This is a genomic window from Pelagibius sp. Alg239-R121 (genome assembly GCF_947331435.1).
Lineage (GTDB): Bacteria > Pseudomonadota > Alphaproteobacteria > Kiloniellales > Kiloniellaceae > Denitrobaculum.
The window spans coordinates 326,420-345,002 of record NZ_CAMZOF010000006.1 but is presented as its reverse complement, the minus strand read 5'-3'; the positions used below and the strand labels follow the sequence as shown (position 1 = coordinate 345,002).

General features: G+C 58.0%; 17 protein-coding genes. 9 read left to right on the top strand and 8 right to left on the bottom strand.

Features of this window, described 5'->3' with window-relative positions; all coding sequences use genetic code 11:
• Positions 1-5: 5 nt before the first annotated feature.
• Genes QMZ18_RS20645 through QMZ18_RS20635 form a run of 3 tightly spaced genes read right to left on the bottom strand, consistent with a single transcriptional unit; the run spans position 6 to position 3,194 of the window.
• Positions 6-857: an ABC transporter permease gene (locus tag QMZ18_RS20645; RefSeq protein WP_322097250.1), complete on the bottom strand. Its 852-nt coding sequence runs from the start codon at positions 855-857 to the stop codon at positions 6-8.
• Between the two features lie 22 nt (positions 858-879).
• Positions 880-2,040, bottom strand: a complete 1,161-nt coding sequence (locus tag QMZ18_RS20640; protein ID WP_282608235.1) for a PotD/PotF family extracellular solute-binding protein — start codon at positions 2,038-2,040, stop codon at positions 880-882.
• Between the two features lie 32 nt (positions 2,041-2,072).
• Positions 2,073-3,194 carry an ABC transporter ATP-binding protein gene (locus QMZ18_RS20635; protein WP_282608234.1) on the bottom strand — a complete coding sequence of 374 codons (1,122 nt, stop codon included), beginning with the start codon at positions 3,192-3,194 and terminating at the stop codon, positions 2,073-2,075.
• A 120-nt stretch (positions 3,195-3,314) separates the two neighbouring features.
• Between QMZ18_RS20635 and QMZ18_RS20630 the strand changes: the two genes are divergently transcribed.
• Complete coding sequence (locus QMZ18_RS20630; protein WP_282608233.1) at positions 3,315-4,124, top strand: helix-turn-helix transcriptional regulator; 810 nt, start codon at positions 3,315-3,317, stop codon at positions 4,122-4,124.
• Positions 4,125-4,245: 121 nt separating this feature from the next.
• Here QMZ18_RS20630 and QMZ18_RS20625 read toward each other — a convergent pair whose 3' ends face one another.
• Together QMZ18_RS20625 and QMZ18_RS20620 are read right to left on the bottom strand one after the other, a co-directional pair.
• On the bottom strand, positions 4,246-4,845 hold the full coding sequence (locus tag QMZ18_RS20625; RefSeq protein ID WP_282608232.1) for a nucleotidyltransferase family protein: 600 nt from the start codon (positions 4,843-4,845) through the stop codon (positions 4,246-4,248).
• A complete protein-coding gene (locus QMZ18_RS20620; protein ID WP_282608231.1) occupies positions 4,832-6,148 on the bottom strand; it encodes a divergent polysaccharide deacetylase family protein in 1,317 nt (438 codons plus the stop codon). Before QMZ18_RS20620 ends, QMZ18_RS20625 begins: the two co-directional genes overlap by 14 nt.
• A 275-nt stretch (positions 6,149-6,423) precedes the next feature.
• On the opposite strand from QMZ18_RS20620, the gene QMZ18_RS20615 reads away from it, so the two are divergent.
• From QMZ18_RS20615 to lexA, 6 genes are all read left to right on the top strand, one after another.
• Positions 6,424-7,002, top strand: coding sequence for an aminodeoxychorismate/anthranilate synthase component II (locus QMZ18_RS20615; RefSeq protein ID WP_282608230.1), 579 nt, complete (start codon positions 6,424-6,426; stop codon positions 7,000-7,002).
• 31 nt (positions 7,003-7,033) lie between these two features.
• Positions 7,034-8,071 carry an anthranilate phosphoribosyltransferase gene (gene trpD / locus QMZ18_RS20610; protein WP_322097249.1) on the top strand — a complete coding sequence of 346 codons (1,038 nt, stop codon included), beginning with the start codon at positions 7,034-7,036 and terminating at the stop codon, positions 8,069-8,071.
• The gene (trpC, locus tag QMZ18_RS20605) at positions 8,068-8,907 is read left to right on the top strand and encodes an indole-3-glycerol phosphate synthase TrpC (protein ID WP_282608229.1); all 840 of its coding nucleotides are present in this window, start codon (positions 8,068-8,070) and stop codon (positions 8,905-8,907) included. The genes trpD and trpC overlap by 4 nt, the downstream gene beginning before the upstream one ends.
• A gap of 16 nt (positions 8,908-8,923) precedes the next feature.
• Positions 8,924-9,400, top strand: a complete 477-nt coding sequence (moaC, locus tag QMZ18_RS20600; RefSeq protein WP_282608228.1) for a cyclic pyranopterin monophosphate synthase MoaC — start codon at positions 8,924-8,926, stop codon at positions 9,398-9,400.
• A complete protein-coding gene (glp, locus tag QMZ18_RS20595) occupies positions 9,400-10,614 on the top strand; it encodes a gephyrin-like molybdotransferase Glp (protein ID WP_282608227.1) in 1,215 nt (404 codons plus the stop codon). The genes moaC and glp overlap by 1 nt, the downstream gene beginning before the upstream one ends.
• Positions 10,615-10,888: 274 nt before the next feature.
• A complete protein-coding gene (lexA, locus tag QMZ18_RS20590; RefSeq protein WP_282608226.1) occupies positions 10,889-11,596 on the top strand; it encodes a transcriptional repressor LexA in 708 nt (235 codons plus the stop codon).
• An 81-nt stretch (positions 11,597-11,677) separates the two neighbouring features.
• On the opposite strand, the gene QMZ18_RS20585 is transcribed toward lexA, so the two are convergent.
• Positions 11,678-13,903 (bottom strand): ComEC/Rec2 family competence protein, encoded by a 2,226-nt coding sequence (locus tag QMZ18_RS20585; protein ID WP_282608225.1) that lies wholly within the window; start codon positions 13,901-13,903, stop codon positions 11,678-11,680.
• A 176-nt stretch (positions 13,904-14,079) separates the two neighbouring features.
• On the bottom strand, positions 14,080-15,015 hold the full coding sequence (locus tag QMZ18_RS20580; RefSeq protein ID WP_282608224.1) for a carbohydrate kinase family protein: 936 nt from the start codon (positions 15,013-15,015) through the stop codon (positions 14,080-14,082).
• Positions 15,016-15,280: 265 nt separating this feature from the next.
• On the opposite strand from QMZ18_RS20580, the gene gltX reads away from it, so the two are divergent.
• Entirely contained in the window at positions 15,281-16,693 is a 1,413-nt protein-coding gene (gene gltX / locus QMZ18_RS20575) for a glutamate--tRNA ligase (RefSeq protein ID WP_282608223.1), read from the top strand.
• A gap of 111 nt (positions 16,694-16,804) precedes the next feature.
• On the top strand, positions 16,805-18,115 hold the full coding sequence (locus QMZ18_RS20570) for a citrate synthase (RefSeq protein WP_282608222.1): 1,311 nt from the start codon (positions 16,805-16,807) through the stop codon (positions 18,113-18,115).
• A 63-nt stretch (positions 18,116-18,178) separates the two neighbouring features.
• On the opposite strand, the gene gloA is transcribed toward QMZ18_RS20570, so the two are convergent.
• A complete protein-coding gene (gene gloA / locus QMZ18_RS20565) occupies positions 18,179-18,577 on the bottom strand; it encodes a lactoylglutathione lyase (RefSeq protein ID WP_282608221.1) in 399 nt (132 codons plus the stop codon).
• Between the last annotated feature and the right edge of the window lie 6 nt (positions 18,578-18,583).

Genomic DNA, 18,583 nt, shown 5'->3' with positions numbered 1-18,583 from the left:
CCCCCCTACACCATCGAAACGTCTTCACGGTTTACGCCGAGACGATTGATAAACCGCATGTAGATGGTGACGGTGATCAGCATGACCACCACAAGGGCGACGGCGACCGCCGAACCATAGGCCCAGTTACGGGATTGCAGGAACAGATCGACCAGGGCATTGCCGACGAAGAAAACCTTACCGCCGCCCAACAGCGCCGGGATCAGGAATTCACCCATCAGCAGAATGAAGACCAGCATACAGCCTGTCGCGACACCGGGGACCGACAGCGGCAAGGTGACTTGCAGGAAGGTGCGCCAGGGTTTTGCCCCAAGGTCCGATGAAGCCTCGAGCAGACGTTTATCAAGCCGGTCAAGGCTGACGAAGATCGGGAACACCATGAGCGGCAGGTAACCGTAGATAATCCCGACAAGTACGGAAAAGGGCGTGTTGATCAGACGGACATCCTCAATACCGACCCAGTCCAGCAGAGCGGGTAACCCGCGCCCGCCCAACAGGAATATCCATGCGTAACTGCGAATCAGGATGGACGTCCAGAACGGCACGATCACCAGCACAAGCAGGGTCGTTTTCCATTTCGGATCGACCTTGACGGCAAGGTAATAGGCCAAGGGGTAGGCTATCACCAGAGACGCCAGCGTGCCGATCGGCGCCAGCGTCAGGGTGTTTTTGAACGCCGTCCAGCGTGCCGGAAGGTTGGCATATTGATCCAGGACGAATGCGGGGGCGTAGCCGCCGGACGTCCCCCGTTCGCCAAAGCTGAAGATGAGAACAACCGTCAGCGGCAATAAGAGCATTACCAGAAACCAGGTGCCGGCAGGTGCCAGGAGCAACAGGTTGCGTGTTCCGTGAGTCACGGTGTTCTCATCCGTCTCTTGATCAGGCCGACTTGAAGCGCGCCATCAACTCGGCACGGTTCGGATCGGTCAGAGTCGCCGCAGCGCCAAACTCCAGCGCACTCAACAGTTCTTGGGCCGGATAGAGGATCGGATCGTTCAGGAGCGTTTCCGGCAACAGTTTGTTGGTGTGCGCATCCGCTGACGGATAGCCATGCGCCAGGACTTCCTTGGCGTTGATTTCCGGATTCAGCAGGAAGTTGATCAGCGCATAGGCCGCGTCCGTATGCGGCGCACCTTTTGGAATGGCGTAGTAGTCACTCCAGAGCTCACCGCCCTCGACACCCAGCACATAGTCGATCTCGGGAATATCCACGTTCAGCTGTTTGCCGTCACCGGTCCAGCACATGGTCATCCAGGCGTCGCCGTTGCGCATGGACGGCTGATAGTCCGATGAGATAGCAAAGAGATGCGGCTTGGCATCGATCAAAAGTTTTTCGGCTTCCGCCAGTTCCTTTTCATCGATCGAATTGAAGGAATACCCGAAGTATTTCAGCGCGTTGCCAATCGTGGTCAGCTGGTAATCATGCACCATGGTGCGGCCGGAAAAATCCTCTTTCGTGATATCCCAGAAGTCTTTCCAGGATTTCATTGCGCGGCCACCGGTCTTGGAGGTGTTGACGGCAAAGCCCGTGGTTCCCCAGTTTTTGGGCACGGCATAGAGTGTCCCGTCCACCGATCCGGCGTCCGAAAAACGAGGGTCGTAAGCCGACGCGTCGTAGTTGGGTAAGCGGGCGGTATCCAACGGCTCGATCAAGCCTTCTGCGACATAGGTCGTGATGGTGTAGTTGGTGGGCACGTAGACGTCCCAGCCGCTGCCTCCGGCCTGAAGCTTGGCCAGCATTTCTTCGTTGGAGCCGAAAACGTTGACTTGAACGGCGGCGCCGGTGGCTTCCGTGAAGGCATCGAAGTTGTCCGGGTCATGGTAATTCGGCCAGGTCGCCAGAATGACCCGGTCCCCAATATCGCCCGCGGCGAATGCGGGACGCGAACGCAGACCCGGAACGGCAGTTCCCAGGACCGCGGTTGCAGCGCCTAGTCCGGTCACATTCAGAAAGTGGCGGCGTGTGACGGATCCGCGCTTGTAGCGGTAGAGCTCATCAATGAATTTCTGTTTTGAGATGTAGTCATTTTTTTTAACCATTTCTCTTCTCCCTGAGGGTTGGTGACACCTTTTTAATTGCGGTCCAGGACGAGCGCGGCACTGACATCCCATGCCGCCGAAAGCGCATCGCCTGTATTGAAGGGGCCGTCGTTCAGTTCCGATTGTCTTGGTGAAAGGACAAGAAACTCGCCAAGCGTTTCGTGCATCACGAGGTATTCGGTGTGTTCGCCAAGGAAGATCCGGTTCAAGACGACGACGGATTCCCCTTCGCCGTCTCTGCACAGTCTGATCTGCTCAGGGCGCACGCTGATACAAATCTCCTGCCCGACGCTCACCTCTGCCATGGCTCGGCCGGTCACCTCGGCACCGTTTTGAAGCAAAACCGAAGTCAGGTCTTGCGATGCTCCCGTAACCTTGCCATCGAAGAAGTTCGACGTCCCCACAAACCCGGCCACATAGCGGTTTCGCGGGCGGTCATAGAGTTCCTGGGGACTGCCGATCTGAATGATTTTTCCGTCGCGCATGATGCAGATCCGGTCGCTCATCGAAAGCGCCTCTTCCTGATCATGCGTCACCAGCACAAAGGTAATGCCCAGTTGGCGTTGCAGGTTCTGCAGCTCGATCTGCATCTCCTTGCGCAGCTTTCTGTCCAGCGCCGCCATCGGTTCGTCCAGCAACAGCAGCTTGGGTTCGTTCACGATCGCGCGGGCCAGTGCAACGCGCTGCTGCTGCCCGCCGGACAGTTCCCAGATGCGGCGATCTTCGAGACCGACCAGCCGGACTGTCGCGAGGGCTTTACCGACTTTCTCCGCGATTGCCGCCTTCGGTATGCGGGGCCGGATCTGACGCAGGCCGTAGCCGATGTTTTGCGCCACGGTCATATGTGGGAAAAGTGCGTAGTGCTGGAACACCATGTTGACGGGGCGAACGTGCGCGTCGAGATTGTTGACCACCTCGCCGTCAAGCAGGACATCGCCCTCCGTCGGCGTTTCGAATCCTGCCAGCATGCGCAATGCAGTTGTCTTTCCGCAGCCCGAGGGCCCCAGGAACGACAGGAATTCACCCTCTCCGATCGACAGGTTCAGATCACTTGCTGCGCAGACCTCACCGAACCGTTTCGAGACGCCCCGCAGCTCTGCAATTATCATTGAATTTTTGGGGGCAGCACCCGAACCATATCCCGCACTGTTCATTTATGGGTATCTTTTTACAGTTCGATGAATACTATCTGTATGGGAAAAATTGTACGGAAAAGCCATTTGGCTGTATATACCACATTTTTAATAGTTCTATTGTGATACGCGAGGATGGGAATGGATAAGTGGATTGAGGCGACGGGCGCCCTGATCTCCAAGATCGGCACGGATGATTTCGCGTCCAATCTGTCCAATGCCTGTCAGGGCATAGCGCCATTCGATTACACGGTCATATTCGGCTACCTCGGCGCAGCGCGCCCGATGGACCTGTTCGACGACTTCCCGCAAAGCAAGCGAAAGGTCTTCGTCGAGGACTATCAGGAAGGGCCTTACATCCTCGATCCCTTTTTCCTGGCTTGCGCGAACCGTGTTGAGCCAGGCCTCTATCGGATCCGCGACCTGGCCCCGGACCGTTTCTTTCAGGGGGAGTATTTCCGAAGCTACTACGCCCGCACCGGACTGGCCGAAGAAATCGGGTTCTTTATCGCCCTTCCGGGCGAAGCCTTCGTCGTCATTTCGCTCATGCGTTCGGGAAAGACCTTTTCGGCCAAAGAATTCCGGCAGCTGCAAAAGTTCTGGCCTATCGTACAGGCGAGTTGCCTACGCCACTGGAGTAATCTGGCAACTCTGTTCGGGACCATCGACAGCGAGGTTTCGGACTCGTCGTTGCATCAGAGTGTCGAGGCGGCCTTTTCAAATATCGGCGAGGGCATACTGACTCCGCGTGAGCGCCAGGTCGTCGAGTTTACCCTCAAGGGGCATTCGGCTGATGCCGTCGGACGTATTCTGGAAATATCTCCCGGAACAGTCCGGATCCACCGCCGCAACGTATACTCCAAGCTGCGCATCAATTCTCAAGGTGAGCTGTTTTCCAAGTTCATCGAAACTCTGGTAGCCGACCCGGACACACGATTTACCGGCGCTTGAATCTCGTTGATGCCTCCGATCCAATGGATCTATCGGCTGTCGCAACCGGCCGCCACCTGCGAACAGTAGGATCAGACGGGCCGGGTGACATTCAGTCAATAAGCGGTGAGGCTTCAGCAGGTTAGAGCCAAGGGATCACCTGCACCTGCGGCCAGAGTTCGGCACAACGGGCAGCTTTTTCGTCGTAGGTGCCTTTGTTGTCCAGATGCGGGTTCGGGCGCAGGACGAGATTGAAGACGTCCGTAAGGCCGAAGGGCGCTTCTATGGTCATCCGCCCGTCTCTCTCCAGCCGAACCCCGACTGCATGGGTCGTGCTGGCATAACGGGTCAGGCTCTCTGCGGAACTGCTCAAGGCTTCGTACGGCGCACCGAAGCGCTGCTCGAACCAAAGATGCACACGCGCCTGATTCCTTGTCTCGACCGGCGTGGAGATCTCCGCCGCTGCGAAGGCCTCGGCGACTCGTTTGATGGCTTTGTCTTCGACCTCCCAACTCACATCGGTACCGTCGAAATAGATCAGATCGATATCCTTCAGGCCGTAACCTGCGGGCTTTCCAGTTAAAGCGTTCCAAACGGTCTGATAGATCGCGCCGCTGGCGATAAGCCAGTCAGGCAAAGCGAGTGCGCGCGCCAGTTTCAGGCTGGGCCAGATCTCAGTGTCGGTGCGCAGGATCGCCTCCAGGCGGCTTAGATAAAAAGCCTCCTGTTCAGGGTTCGGCACGCAGGTCTCCAGCTTGCGGCGTCGATAAAGCAGTGCCGGCGCGTGCTAGCTGGAGCTGCTGTTTGACAATTTCTGAGATCGGCACCAATGCGAAGCCCCTTTTCGCGGCCTCCGGCAGCCATTTCTCCAGCACCTCAAGCGTCCCGTTGTGGGGGTGCCCGATCGCCACGGCATAGCCTTTTCGGCGCGCCAGCTCTTCGAGCCGGGTAAGCTGTGCCCGGATCGAACCAAGATTCTGGTGATCGTTGTCGATAAAGATATCCCGCTGTGCAAAGGGCACCATGAAGGCTGCGGCTGCGTCCTCGGCCCGGCTCTCGGCGATGGTACGGGAATCCAGAAACAGCAGGCCGCGCTTGGCAAGCTCCGACATGACCAGGCGCATGCCGGGTTCCGACTTGGTGAACTTGCTGCCCATGTGGTTGTTCAGGCCGACGTAGCCAGAAAAGCGATCCAAGCTCCAAGTCAAGCGTCGCTCTAGCTCCGGTGGCTCCAACCCCGTCAGCAGTGCGTTTTCACCCGGATTCTGACTGCTCTCCTCAGGCTCCATCGGCATGTGAAGCAACAATTCATGACCCGACGCCTGCGCTTTCGAGGTGAGGTCCTCCAGGTGATTGGCATAGGGAAGGAACGCCAGGGTCAGAGGCGCCGGCAAGGCAATCGTACGGTGCGCATTCTTGAAATTCGGGCCGAGGTCATCGATCACCACGGCGATCATGGGTTGCCCCTTGGTCGCCTTCGGTGTCGTGGCATTTCTCAGCCAAAGCGGCGGGACGGCCCCGTCTGCATTTTTTTGCTTCGGCGCTACGGGCTCGGTTTCGTCTTCGGCAACAACGGACGGATTCACACCCGACGCGACAGTGGGTTCCGTGGCCGGCTTGGAGACTACCGTTTCTTCAACCGCCTTCGGTTTTTCCTTAACGGTCGTCGGCAAGGTACTGTTGTCCGGCAGAAAACCTTTCTCTTCCCCGCCGCTTCCGTCGCGAACAATGGTGTCGGTAATCCGCAGGTTATCCAGATTAAGCGGCCCGTTATCGGTCTTCTTCCCTGGGATCGCTGCCCTCTCCGGCGCAACTGCTTCGGAGGGCACCTGCGGCGTACCGCGATCGGTAAGCTCCGCTTCCTGCCCAGCCGCCGGGGATTCCTTTGCGTCCGATGGAGTTTGATCGGCCGGATCGGTCAAGAAGATAGCGCCGGCATAAAGCCCGCCAACCACGACAACCGGCAGCAAAAGCGCAGGCGCCAGGTATTTCAGCCAGCGCACAGCGCGGCCGTTTTCTGCCTTTTGTTTCGCTTTTCCAGCCACCAGTCAGGCTTTCCGTTTCTGCTCCGGGATCACGCCGAGAAAGAAGATGCGCATCCTGCCACGTTTACCATAATAAACAACAGATGCTGCCGATCGTTTAACCTGATTGACATGCAATTCGCCTTTCCAATCCATTAGGAAATACCGCGCATTAAAATGCCATAACCAGCTCAGTTACAGTCATGTACGGCCTCGCTTTCGCGCTCATTCGCAACCTGCTATAACGGCCTGAAGCTTCACGAGAGCCCTGCGATAACACCAGATAAGTCATTGAAATGCTGTTACTCATCGATAACTACGACAGTTTCACCTACAACCTTTATCACTTTCTCGGCGAACTCGGCGCGACGGTAGAGGTCTGGCGAAACGACAGCATGACTGCAGAGGAAGCGCTGGCGCTAAAGCCCGAGGGAATTGTGATTTCACCGGGTCCCTGCGATCCGGACCGGGCCGGAATCTGCCTCGAACTGATCGAGAAGGCAGCAGGCAACTACCCGATCCTGGGCGTCTGTCTCGGCCATCAGGCTATCGGCCAGGCCTATGGCGCCAAAGTCGTGCGCGCGCCCTCACCCATGCATGGCAAGCTCAGTCCGGTCAGTCATGAAGGTGACAGCGTGTTTGCGGGGCTTCCTACGCCCCTGACCGCAACGCGTTATCACTCCCTGACCCTGGAACCCGACAGCATTCCCGACTGTCTGCAGGTCACGGCCCGTACAGAGGACGGCGTCGTCATGGGCTTGCGCCATCAGGAATTGCCACTGCACGGAGTCCAGTTTCACCCCGAAAGTATCGCTTCGGAGGCCGGACACGCGCTACTCGACAATTTCCTGAAGATAACGAAATCGGCTGCATGAACGCCGCAACGAGATTACGGGGAGAGCGCCGATGAACGGCGATATGAACGATCTGAAGGGCTTGATCGCCCAAGTCGCAACCGGGCGGCCGCTATCTTCTTTGGAGGCCGAGACGGCCTTCGGCATCATGATGTCGGGAAATGCCACGCCGTCCCAGATGGGCGGTTTCCTCATGGCACTGCGGGTGCGTGGCGAAACGGTGGAGGAACTGACCGGCGCCGTTCGGGCCATGCGGGCCAAGATGCTGACCGTGGATGGGCCTGACGGCGCCATCGACACCTGTGGGACGGGCGGTGACGCCAAAGGCACTCTGAACATTTCGACCGCCTCGTCTTTTGTCATCGCAGCCTGCGGAGTTGCCGTGGCCAAGCACGGAAACCGCGCGCTTTCATCCAAGAGCGGAGCCGCCGACGTGCTGACCGCCCTCGGCGTAAACATCGAGGCCGAAGTGCCCTTGATGGAGAAGAGTCTCAGGGAGGTGGGCACCTGCTTCCTGATGGCGCCCCGGCACCATTCCGCCATGCGCCATGTCGGCCCGACAAGGGTTGAGCTCGGCACCCGCACCATCTTCAACCTTCTCGGTCCTCTGTCCAACCCAGCCCGTATCAAGCATCAGATCATTGGTGTATTCGCACCTGAATGGGTCGAACCCCTTGCGAAAGTCCTGAAAAGCCTCGGTCACGAAAAAGCCTGGGTGGTACATGGCGCCGATGGCCTGGACGAACTCTCGACCACCGGAGTCTCCTGTGTTGCGGAGTTGAATAACGGTGAGATCCGGACGTTCGAGGTCACGCCGGAAGAGGCCGGTCTGCCGCGCGGAGACCTCAAAGGGTTGCTCGGCGGTGACGCTGACCACAATGCGACCGCTCTGCGCGCAATGCTGAACGGCGAGGCCGGCGCGTTCCGGGACGCTGTGCTTCTGGGATCGGCCGGCGGGCTGATCGTTGCCAACAAGGTCGCTAACCTCAAGGAGGGTGTCGAAATGGCCGCAGAAGCCATCGATAGTGGCGCCGCTGCAAAGGTTCTGGCCGATCTGATCGAGATCACCAACTCAGGCCACGCGGCATGAGTGACGTTCTCCGGCGGATCTGTGACGACAAACGCGCCTTCATTGCCGAGCGCAAACAGCGCATTCCGCAGTCCGACCTCGAAGCCAGCGCGGCCCAGGCCGGTCCCGTTCGCGGTTTCCACGCGGCCTTAGCGGCGTGCGCGAAGGTTGGACGATACGGTCTGATCTGCGAAATCAAGAAAGCTTCGCCGAGTAAAGGCTTGATCCGGGCGGATTTTGATCCGCCGCTGCTCGCACAAGCCTATGCAGCGGGTGGGGCAACCTGCCTCTCGATCCTGACCGACGAGCCCTACTTTCAAGGACACGACAGTTACCTCCAGGCGGCCCGTGCCGCCGTATCCCTGCCCGTCCTGCGTAAGGATTTCATGCTGGAGCCCTACCAGATCATCGAATCCAGGGCACTCGGCGCGGACTGCGTGCTCTTGATTATGGCGGCGCTGGATGATGCACAGGCCGCCGAGCTCGAATCGGCTGCACTTGAGTTGGAAATGGACGTGCTGGTCGAAGTCCATAATGGCGAAGAACTTGACCGCGCCCTGGCTCTGCGGTCGCCACTGCTTGGCATCAACAATCGGAACCTCAAGACTCTGGAAATCGATTTGGCGACCACGGAGTCCCTCGCGGCACGGGTCCCCGAGGATAAGTTTCTGATTGCGGAGAGCGGCCTCTATGCAGCTGCCGACCTCGCCCGCATGGCAAAGGTCGGGGCGACGACCTTTTTGATCGGTGAATCCCTGATGCGCCAGGACGACGTGACTACCGCGACGGCTGCCCTGCTCGACCAACCGGCGCCATCGGCCGATGGCGTTAAGGCCCAGAGCGCAGGCACACTTTAAAAACCTGGAGGATAAATTGCCCGAACTTACGCATTTCGATGCGGATGGAAACGCCGTCATGGTCGACGTCTCCGAAAAGGAGACAACCGAACGTGTTGCGATTGCAAAGGGTTCCGTAATCATGCAGCCCGAAACCCTGGCGTTAATTGCGGATGGCGACGTCAAGAAAGGCGATGTGCTCACCGTCGCCCAGCTCGCAGGCATCATGGGCGCCAAACGGACGGCGGACCTCATTCCTCTCTGTCATCCCTTAATGCTCAGTTCCGTGAAACTCGAGCTCAGTCTCGACGCGGCAAGATCAGCAGTCGACGTCACCGCGCGCTGCAAGGTCTCCGGCCAGACCGGAGTCGAGATGGAGGCTCTGACCGCAGTCTCGGTCGCCTGTCTTACCGTCTATGACATGTGCAAGGCGGTCGATCGCGGCATGCGCATCACAGAGGTCCGGCTGCTGCATAAATCCGGCGGCAAATCCGGCGTTTACGAGGGTATGTGATGCTGTCGGTCGAAGACGCTCTCTCTCGTGTCCGCGCAGCGTTCAAGCCGTTACCTGCCGAAACGGTGAGCGTCTCGGAGGCGCTGGGTCGGGTTCTGGCAAGCGATGCCGTCTCCCGGGTCACCCAGCCGCCCCACGACGTCTCCGCGATGGATGGTTATGCGGTCCGGGCGGCCGACGTCGCCAGCGTCCCTGTAACACTGGAGATCGCAGCCCGCGTGCCTGCCGGCGGCTCTTATGACGGCGAGATTCAGGCAGGTCAGGCAGCGCGGATCTTTACCGGAGCCCCCTTGCCACACGGTAGTGATTCCATTGTAATTCAAGAGGATACAGACGCTTCTGAAGACCAGGTCACGGTAAAGGCATCCGCCGTTCAAGGTAACTACGTCCGGCCCGCAGGCCTCGACTTCCGTTCCGGCGATGTGGGACTGCATGCCGGGCAGCGCCTCACGGCGCGGGATGTCGGCTTTGCGGCGGCCATGAATCTACCCTGGCTTGCCGTTCGCCGGCGGCCCCGTGTGGCCGTACTCGCCACCGGCGACGAAGTTGTCATGCCCGGAGATCCTAAAGGGCCGAACCAGATCGTCAGCTCCAACGGTCTGTCACTCTCAGCCTTTGTCACCGCCTGCGGCGGTCAGGCCATCAATCTGGGCATCGCTCCGGACAATCGCGATGCTTTGGCTGCGATCGCTGAAGGCGCTGCCGGCGCCGACCTGCTGATCACTTCCGGAGGCGCATCGGTTGGCGACCACGACCTGGTGCGTGCCGGGCTCGGCGACAGCGGCCTCGAAGTCGATTTCTGGAAGATTGCCATGCGTCCGGGCAAGCCGCTGATTTTCGGGCAGATCGGCGGAACCCCCATGCTGGGACTTCCGGGGAACCCGGTTTCCAGTCTGGTCTGTGCGGTCCTCTTTGTGCGGACCGCCCTCGACTGCCTGCTGGGCATCACCGAAGACGCCTTGGCCCTCGAGTCTGCCATCCTGGGCAGTAACCTGCCCGCCAACGACCGTCGGCAGGACTATCTGCGCGCAAAGATCTCTCTGGACGGAGAAGGCAGACGCATGGCGACGCCCTTTGGCCGGCAGGACAGTTCCATGCTGGCGACATTGGCCCGCGCGGACTGCCTGATTGTCCGCAAGCCGCATGATGCTGCGTTAGAAAGCGGCGTTACAGTCGACATACTGCCTCTGAGCGGAAAGTTTTCCGGTATCTGAGCAGATCATCTGATGTCTGACCGTTCTTACAGTTCTAGTAAAAAACGTGAATCAGCCCCTTGATATCTCATCGATCCGTAGGATTCAGGGTGGGTGATTCGGTCATAGGAACTGCGAATCGATCTCAAGAATCAGATGCAGATCGCTAAGGACTCAGCTGTAACGAGATTTATCCACAGAATGCTTGACCGAAAACGTGAACTAAACTAGAACATGTGTTGACGTTTTTGTTTTGTTCTACATCTTGTGGGTCACTTTTTCGGAGATAATTCGCATGCTGACAAAGAAGCAGCACCAACTCCTAATATTCGTTCACGAACATTTATCTAAACATGGGGTTTCTCCTTCGTTCGATGAAATGAAGGAAGCGCTGGACCTTAAATCCAAGTCGGGTATTCATCGCTTGATTACCGCTCTGGAAGAACGGGGATTTATTCGCAGGCTCGCCCATCGGGCAAGAGCCATCGAAATACTGCGTTTGCCAGAGGATATGGAAAAGCAGCCGCAGCCCAGTGCGGGCTTTACGCCCAGTGTCATCGAAGGACGTTTCTCGGGCGTATCGACCAGCAATGGCCCCGCGAACGCACCGGAAGAACGGGACAGTCTTCAGCTGCCGCTGTATGGACGCATCGCGGCGGGTACGCCGATTGAAGCCCTTCGCGATTACTCGACCTACGTGGATGTGCCCTCGACTATTCTTGGTCACGGCGAACACTACGCCTTGGAAGTAGACGGCGATTCCATGGTCGAAGCAGGTATTCTCGACGGCGACACCGTCATCATCGAGCGAACGGACTCGGCAGATAACGGCGCGATCGTGGTTGCCCTGGTGGATAACGAAGAAGCCACGCTAAAACGCCTCCGCCGGAAATCCGGTGCGATCGCGTTGGAGCCGGCCAACAAAAATTATGAAATCAGGATCTTTCCGCCCGAACGGATAAAGATTCAGGGGCGGCTTGTCGGACTGCTTCGGCGGTACTAATCCGCGATCGGATAATAATCCTTTGGATCAGCCGCTTATCCTGTCTTTTTGATACTTCGTCGAGATTGGTGTTTCGAGAGTTTAACGCGCTTGTGTTGCGCCTCTGCGCTGGACCCACGGTCGTGTGCCACGCGATTTGGCAACCGTCTCGACACGAATGCCAGCGTCGTTGATCCATATAGCGTGGGTCCCGTTTCGCCATAGATCGAAGCGGTCTATGACGGTCTTCGGATGTTTGCAGTCAATGCGTACCGGAACGAGGCTGACCATAAGGTCGGCCAACGCACAGTCTTCCGTGATGGCACCGGCTGTCCTGGCCAAGGCCACGGTCGTGGATTCCTTGTAAAAGATGCATCCCAGGGTGTCGCATTGCGGCAGACCGCTGCCGGCTGCCCTGCTCTTTCCATCGGCCCTGCCCTTACTATCGGAATCTGGATCAATACCGGCCCGGCGATACCAGATATCAGCGGCAAAGCGGTTCACTGCACGGTTTGAGCGCCACATAGATCCGTCTGCAAGCCTGACTGCGAGCAAACGGGCGTCAGCCGAAACCAGAATGTCGGGTGGTGCCCAGAGCGCAACCGACACAGCAGCCGCGGCCAATGGAATGACCCCAAGGAACCGCCAGGTTCCCGACCAGATCGCGAGCCAAAGCCCCCCTGCTGCCGCGGCGATAATCCCCCAGTCCGGCATGGCGGAGACGGTTAGCGCCGCCGACGGCCAGGCAGATACCCCTTCGGCCGTCCCAATCACCAGTTCGATGCCGATCCCCATCACCCAAAGCGGCAAAGCCTCGAGCCCGAAAGGCATCATGAGAAACGCCAGTAAAGCCGACGGCATAATCCAAAAAGCAGTGATCGGGACGGCGACGACATTGGCGAAAACGCCGTAGAGTGCGAGATGATTGAAATGGTAGACCGCGAATGGGGCCGTCGCGACCGTTGCAATTGCAGAAGTCACGGCAATAGCAATGAGATACCGGACGAGGCTCCCAAAGCTCCAGAAGTCTGCACCCGACTTTAGAAACCGGCCCCGCTGTCCTTCGTAGGCCGCAATCATCAGAGTGACAGCCGCGAATGACATCTGGAAGCTGACCGACAGCAGGCTCTCGGGCGCAAGCAGCAGCGTCGCCATAGCCGCCCAGGCAACCAGGCGCATGGAAAGAGCCCGCCGGTCCAGGAGCACCGCTAAGAGCATCAGGCCGGTCATCAGAAAAGCCCGCTGAGCGGGGATCGTGGCCCCGACCAGCATAAGGTAGGCAAAGGCACCCGGCAGAGCGGTTAAGGCCGCCCATTTCTTGATCGGATAATTCAACGCGAGGCCTGGTATCAACGCCAGGAGACCGCGAAGACCGAAAAAGAGACCTGCTGCGACCAGACCGATATGGAGGCCTGAAATCGCCAGAAGATGGGCGAGCCCCGCGTCCCTGAGGGCCTCGAGATGCCCTTCAGCGACCCTTCCACGCTCTCCGGTCATCAAAGCCGCTGCAACGGCGCCAGAGCGGCCTGGCAGTGCGTCAACGATACGCTCAGACAAGCGATGGCGCAGATCGGCCCACCAGATCTCCCAGCGGCGTGCCAGGCGGCCGGGGAGTGCAGCCTCATTCCGGCCTGCGTCCGAAGTCACCCCGGAAAGCTTTTCGAATCGCCCATAGGCGAAACCAACACCACCAAGGCGCTGAAAGTACGCGGCACGTGCAAAGTCATATGCGCCCGGCATCGCCGGTTCAGGTGGCGGACCCAACTTCGCTGTCCCGACCACCCAGTCCCCGGGATAAAGGCCTTCGGCACCGCTTGAGAGTGTGATGCGAATACGCGCAGGCGTTTGCCCGTCAGACGGCCGGCCGATCTTGGGTCTTTCAAGGACCAGGCGTTCGCCGCGCGAGCGGGGCTCGACCGAAACCACGCGCCCGCGAACCTCAACAGGACCAACGGAGCGCTCGAGGATCGGTGCCTTCAGTGAGTGGCTTCGCCACTGCGCGATTGAAAAACCAAGTAAAACAAAGACGCCAGCCAGGAATAATGCGCCCCAAAACTGAGATTTTCGCAGGACGATCAGAGCGGCAAAAGCCGGTGCGAAAAGCACAAGCCCAGTCAAGGGCGGCGGTTCTATGGGCAGGGAAAAATAGGCACCGATGCCGCAGCCAAAAAACACAGGCAGCCAGAGTGCCCAACGGTCCCGTTCGGCATGAAGGCGGTCCAGGAGGTTCGTTCGCGAGAGCATTTTTAAAGCCAGAGTCGCGGACGCAAAGAGGCGGATATGCTCCACCCGCCGCCAGAAAGCCTGCTTTACCGCCGATTCCGCCAACCTCAGGAAACCCCATAAACACATCCGGCCGATGGGCCGCCTATGGCGATGCCATCCGAACTGGCTCTAGTTTAGCGGTAAATCAACCGAAAGAGGAAATGAACCGTTTTAGCAGCCTTTCGACTCTCTACTGCACTTCCTTCGCTCTCAGTGCTTTTGACAGTTTCATCTGTAACTTATGCCTTGGAGAGCCGCGCCTGAAGGGCGTCCCAGCTAAGACCCGGTGTCGTGGAGCCCGATATCTCCAGTGTCAATGCGGCCGCCGCTTGCCCCAGGAATATTGCCTGCGCCAAGGTCCGTTGCCGCGCCAGGGCGCTGAGCGTGCCGGCGGCAAAGGCGTCACCGGCGCCATTCACATCGATCACTTCCGCCGCAGCAGCTGGATAATCACCGGGCGTCCCCCGATCGAACAGCTTCACCCCTTTTGCTCCCCGCGTGACGAACAAGGTCAGGTTTCTTTCCGAACTGATATGCTTCGCCGATTCCGAAAGCGCCGCATCGTCGCTGATGTCCTGAGCGGTCAAGGCAGCAAGTTCCGCAATGTTACAAAAGAGAAAATCAATCCTGTCCATGGAACTAACCAAACGCCTTAGCTTTGCAGGTGAGATTGCCGCAACCGCGATCTTAACGCCGAGGCACCCCAAACCCTCGGTCAGATCCGCAAGGACGACCTCGGGGAGGTTACAGTCCAAAAAAGCATAGTCGCCAGCCTTTGGAACGTGAGGAAGAGCGTTGAGGGCTTCAAGACATTCTGCGGCCAGTACGTCTTCGTAAATATCCATATCGGCCAGGCCCGCGACCAGACTGCCCTCCCGGTCCAATATGGCCGTATAGGTGGCTGTCGCCTGATGTGCCCGAAAGATCAATCCGTCACGCGCCAACCCCAGACTGCTCATAGCCCGTGCGACTGATTCACCAGCAGCATCATCGCCAAGGATCGAAATCAGTGAAACGTCGCCGTCTAACCGCTTGAGGTTAAATGCAGTGTTCAGCGCGGCCCCGCCCAAACTGCTCGTTACAGCGACCGGATTTGACGCGCCAGACAAAAATGTCGTTTTGCAGCGCGCCGTGCGGTCGAAATGCGCCCCGCCAAAGCAAAAGAAACGCGCCATAAAACCCTTCCATAGCCATTTGTCTGCTGCTTTCAAAAGCAGTTCGCGGTTCACTGCAGTAACCGCTTTCTAATGCCACCTGAAGCCATCTCACTTCCCTGCCATGAGCTATAACCTCTCGATTGTCCAAGCTCCAGCATCTGGGTACCGGGGGAAACATCCCAATACGTCGATACATCCGTCCGTGCGTCAACATGGCAGCAGCGGAATTGATGTGCTAAAGAGCGCGGGAAACTCCGAGACACTCTATTTTTGGACAAAGAACATGCCCGAAACCGCTTCGCCGGTCGTTACCCGTTTTGCGCCCTCGCCCACAGGGTTCCTGCATATCGGAGGCGCAAGAACCGCCCTCTTTAACTGGCTTTTCGCCAAGCATCATGGCGGCAGCTATCGCTTGAGAATCGAGGACACCGACCGGAAACGCTCCACCAGCGAAGCGATCGACGCGATTCTGGACGGGCTCGACTGGCTCGGCCTCTATTGGGATGGAGACGTTGTCTATCAATCGAAAGGCGCCGGACACCATGCAGCGCTGGTCGGAGAGCTGCTTGCGCAGGGCAAGGCCTATCACTGCTATTGCAGCCCCGAAGAACTCGACGCCATGCGTCAGGCCGCCCGCGCAGAGGGCCGGCCCATGCGCTACGACGGCCGTTGGCGTGATCGCGACCCTTCCGAGGCTCCCGATGATATCGCGCCCGTAGTACGCCTTAAAATGCCGCGAGACGGCAGCACGGTCATAACAGATCTCGTTCAGGGCGAAGTGACCGTGGGCAACGATCAGCTTGACGATATGGTCCTGCTGCGCGCCGACGGCACCCCGACCTATATGCTGTCCGTCGTGGTCGACGATCACGATATGGGCGTAACCCATGTGATTCGCGGTGATGACCACCTGACCAACGCTTTTAGGCAATACCAGTTGTACCAGGCCTTTGGCTGGGACGTGCCGGCTTTTGCGCACATCCCACTGATTCACGGTCCTGACGGCGCGAAACTCTCGAAACGTCACGGCGCCCTGGGTGTCGAGGCTTACCGCGACATGGGATACCTGCCGGAAGCATTGCTTAACTACCTTCTCCGATTGGGTTGGGGGCACGGCGACGACGAGATTATCTCGATTGCGCAGGCGATCGGATGGTTCGACCTCGACGGTGTCGGCAAATCCGCATCCCGATTCGATTTCACGAAGCTCGCGAACCTGAATGGTCACTATCTGCGCGAGGCCGACGGCGAGCGCCTCACTGCGCTGGTATGCGAACGCATGACGGTTGAAGACGGGCAAGCGCCAAGCGATATCGCGGCAGATCATCTGCGCCGGGGGATCGACGGCTTGAAAGTTCGGGCAAAAACCATGGTTGAACTGGTTGATTCCGCACGCGTTTATACCAATCAACGCCCCTTGCTGGTCAACGCCAAGGCCCAAAAGATTCTTTCCGACGAGGCCAAAGCACGGCTTGCCGCTGTCCTGCCTCGTCTTGAAGGCATCGAAACCTGGAACGACGGGACGATAGAGCAAGCCGTTCACGACTTTGCCGAATCAACCGACGAAAAGCTTGGCAACATCGCTCAACCCCTACGTGCGTCCGTCACCGGCTCTAATGTATCTCCGGGTATCTTCGAGGTCATGTCAATCCTCGGAAAGGCGGAATGCATCGCAAGAATCTCCGAGCAATTATAGATGGTTAACGCCTATTTTTGCGATGCAGCACAACGGTAATTGATTGATAAGCTTTCGGAATCTATGCTCCGCGTCGAATCTAGACGAATGCGATGTAGAAGGGACGGTGCGATGACAGATACCAACGCAAACACCAAAGGCTTCACCCTCACCGATAACAGCAGCAACCAATCCTGGGATCTGCCGGTATTGGAAGGGACGGCAGGACCATCCGTCATCGATGTCAGAAAGCTTTATGCACAGACAGATTGCTTTACCTACGATCCAGGCTTTACCTCAACGGGCAGCTGTGAATCCAAGATCACCTACATCGATGGAGAAGAAGGCATTCTGATGCACCGCGGCTATTCCATTGAGGAATTGGCCGAAAAGAGTGACTTCATGGAAGTCTGCTATCTGTTGCTGCATGGTGAATTGCCGAACGTCGCAGAGAAAAAGACTTTCGAGAATTCAATCACTTACCACACCATGCTGCACGAGCAGATGATGAATTTTTTCCGTGGTTTCCGCCGGGATTCGCATCCCATGGCAATCATGGTCGGCGTGGTTGGCGCCATGTCCGCCTTCTATCACGATTCAACCGACATCAGCGATCCGCATCAGCGGATGGTCGCGTCGCACCGGCTTATCGCAAAGATGCCAACCATTGCTGCCAACGCCTACAAGTATTCCGTCGGTCAGCCTTTCGTCTATCCGCGCAACAATCTGAACTACGCCGAAAACTTCCTGATGATGACCTTTTCGGTTCCGGCTGAAGATTATGTGGTCAATCCCGTGCTGGCCCGCGCCATGGACCGGATTTTCATTCTCCACGCCGACCATGAACAGAACGCCTCGACTTCGACGGTCCGGATCGCAGGATCGAGCGGCGCGAATCCCTTCGCCTGCATTGCGGCGGGTATTGCTTCGCTTTGGGGCCCTGCGCACGGCGGTGCCAACGAAGCAGTGCTCAAGATGCTGCAGGAAATCGGCCATAAGGACCGGATTCCCGAGTTCATCCAACGTGCCAAGGACAAGGACGATCCTTTCCGCCTGATGGGCTTCGGTCACCGCGTCTATAAGAACTACGACCCGCGCGCCGCCGTCATGCGGACGTCCTGTCACGAAGTTCTGGCCGAGCTGGGTGTCGAAGATCCCTTGCTCGAACTCGCGATGGAGTTGGAGAAGGTAGCCCTGAGCGATCCCTATTTTGCCGAAAAGAAGCTGTTCCCGAACGTCGACTTCTACTCAGGCATCATTCTGAAGGCGATGAACTTTCCGACCTCGATGTTCACCGTTCTCTTCGCCCTGGCGCGCACGGTCGGCTGGGTCGCCCAGTGGAAGGAAATGATCGAGGATCCGAACCAGAAGATCAGCCGCCCACGTCAGCTCTACACCGGAAACACCGGACGTAAATACCCGAACCTGAGCGACCGCTCGTAAAATTCAACCGAACCGGTTATAGGATAGAAAAAGGGCGCTGGAATTTTCCGGCGCCCTTTTTCGTTACTTTTTCTCGATCAATTCAACTTTGTATCCATCCGGATCTTCGATGAAGGCGATTACGCTACCGCCGTGCTTCATTGGTCCCGGTGGACGTGGGATGTTTACGCCCTCTTTTTCGAGCCCTTCGCAGGTGCTGTAGATATCGGGCACACCGATTGCCAAATGGCCGAAGCCGCTCCCCAAATCGTAGGGCTCCTCCTGTCCCCAGTTATGGGTCAGTTCGATCACTGTGTGATCGGTCTCGTCGCCGTAACCGACAAAGGCCAGCGTGAACTCGCCGCTGGGGTAGTCGTTTCTGCGGATCAAGTTCATACCCAAATGCCGGGTGTAGAAATCGATCGATTTATCCAGATCCTTCACCCGGATCATGGTGTGTAGAAACTTGAAATTATCCGACATGCTGGG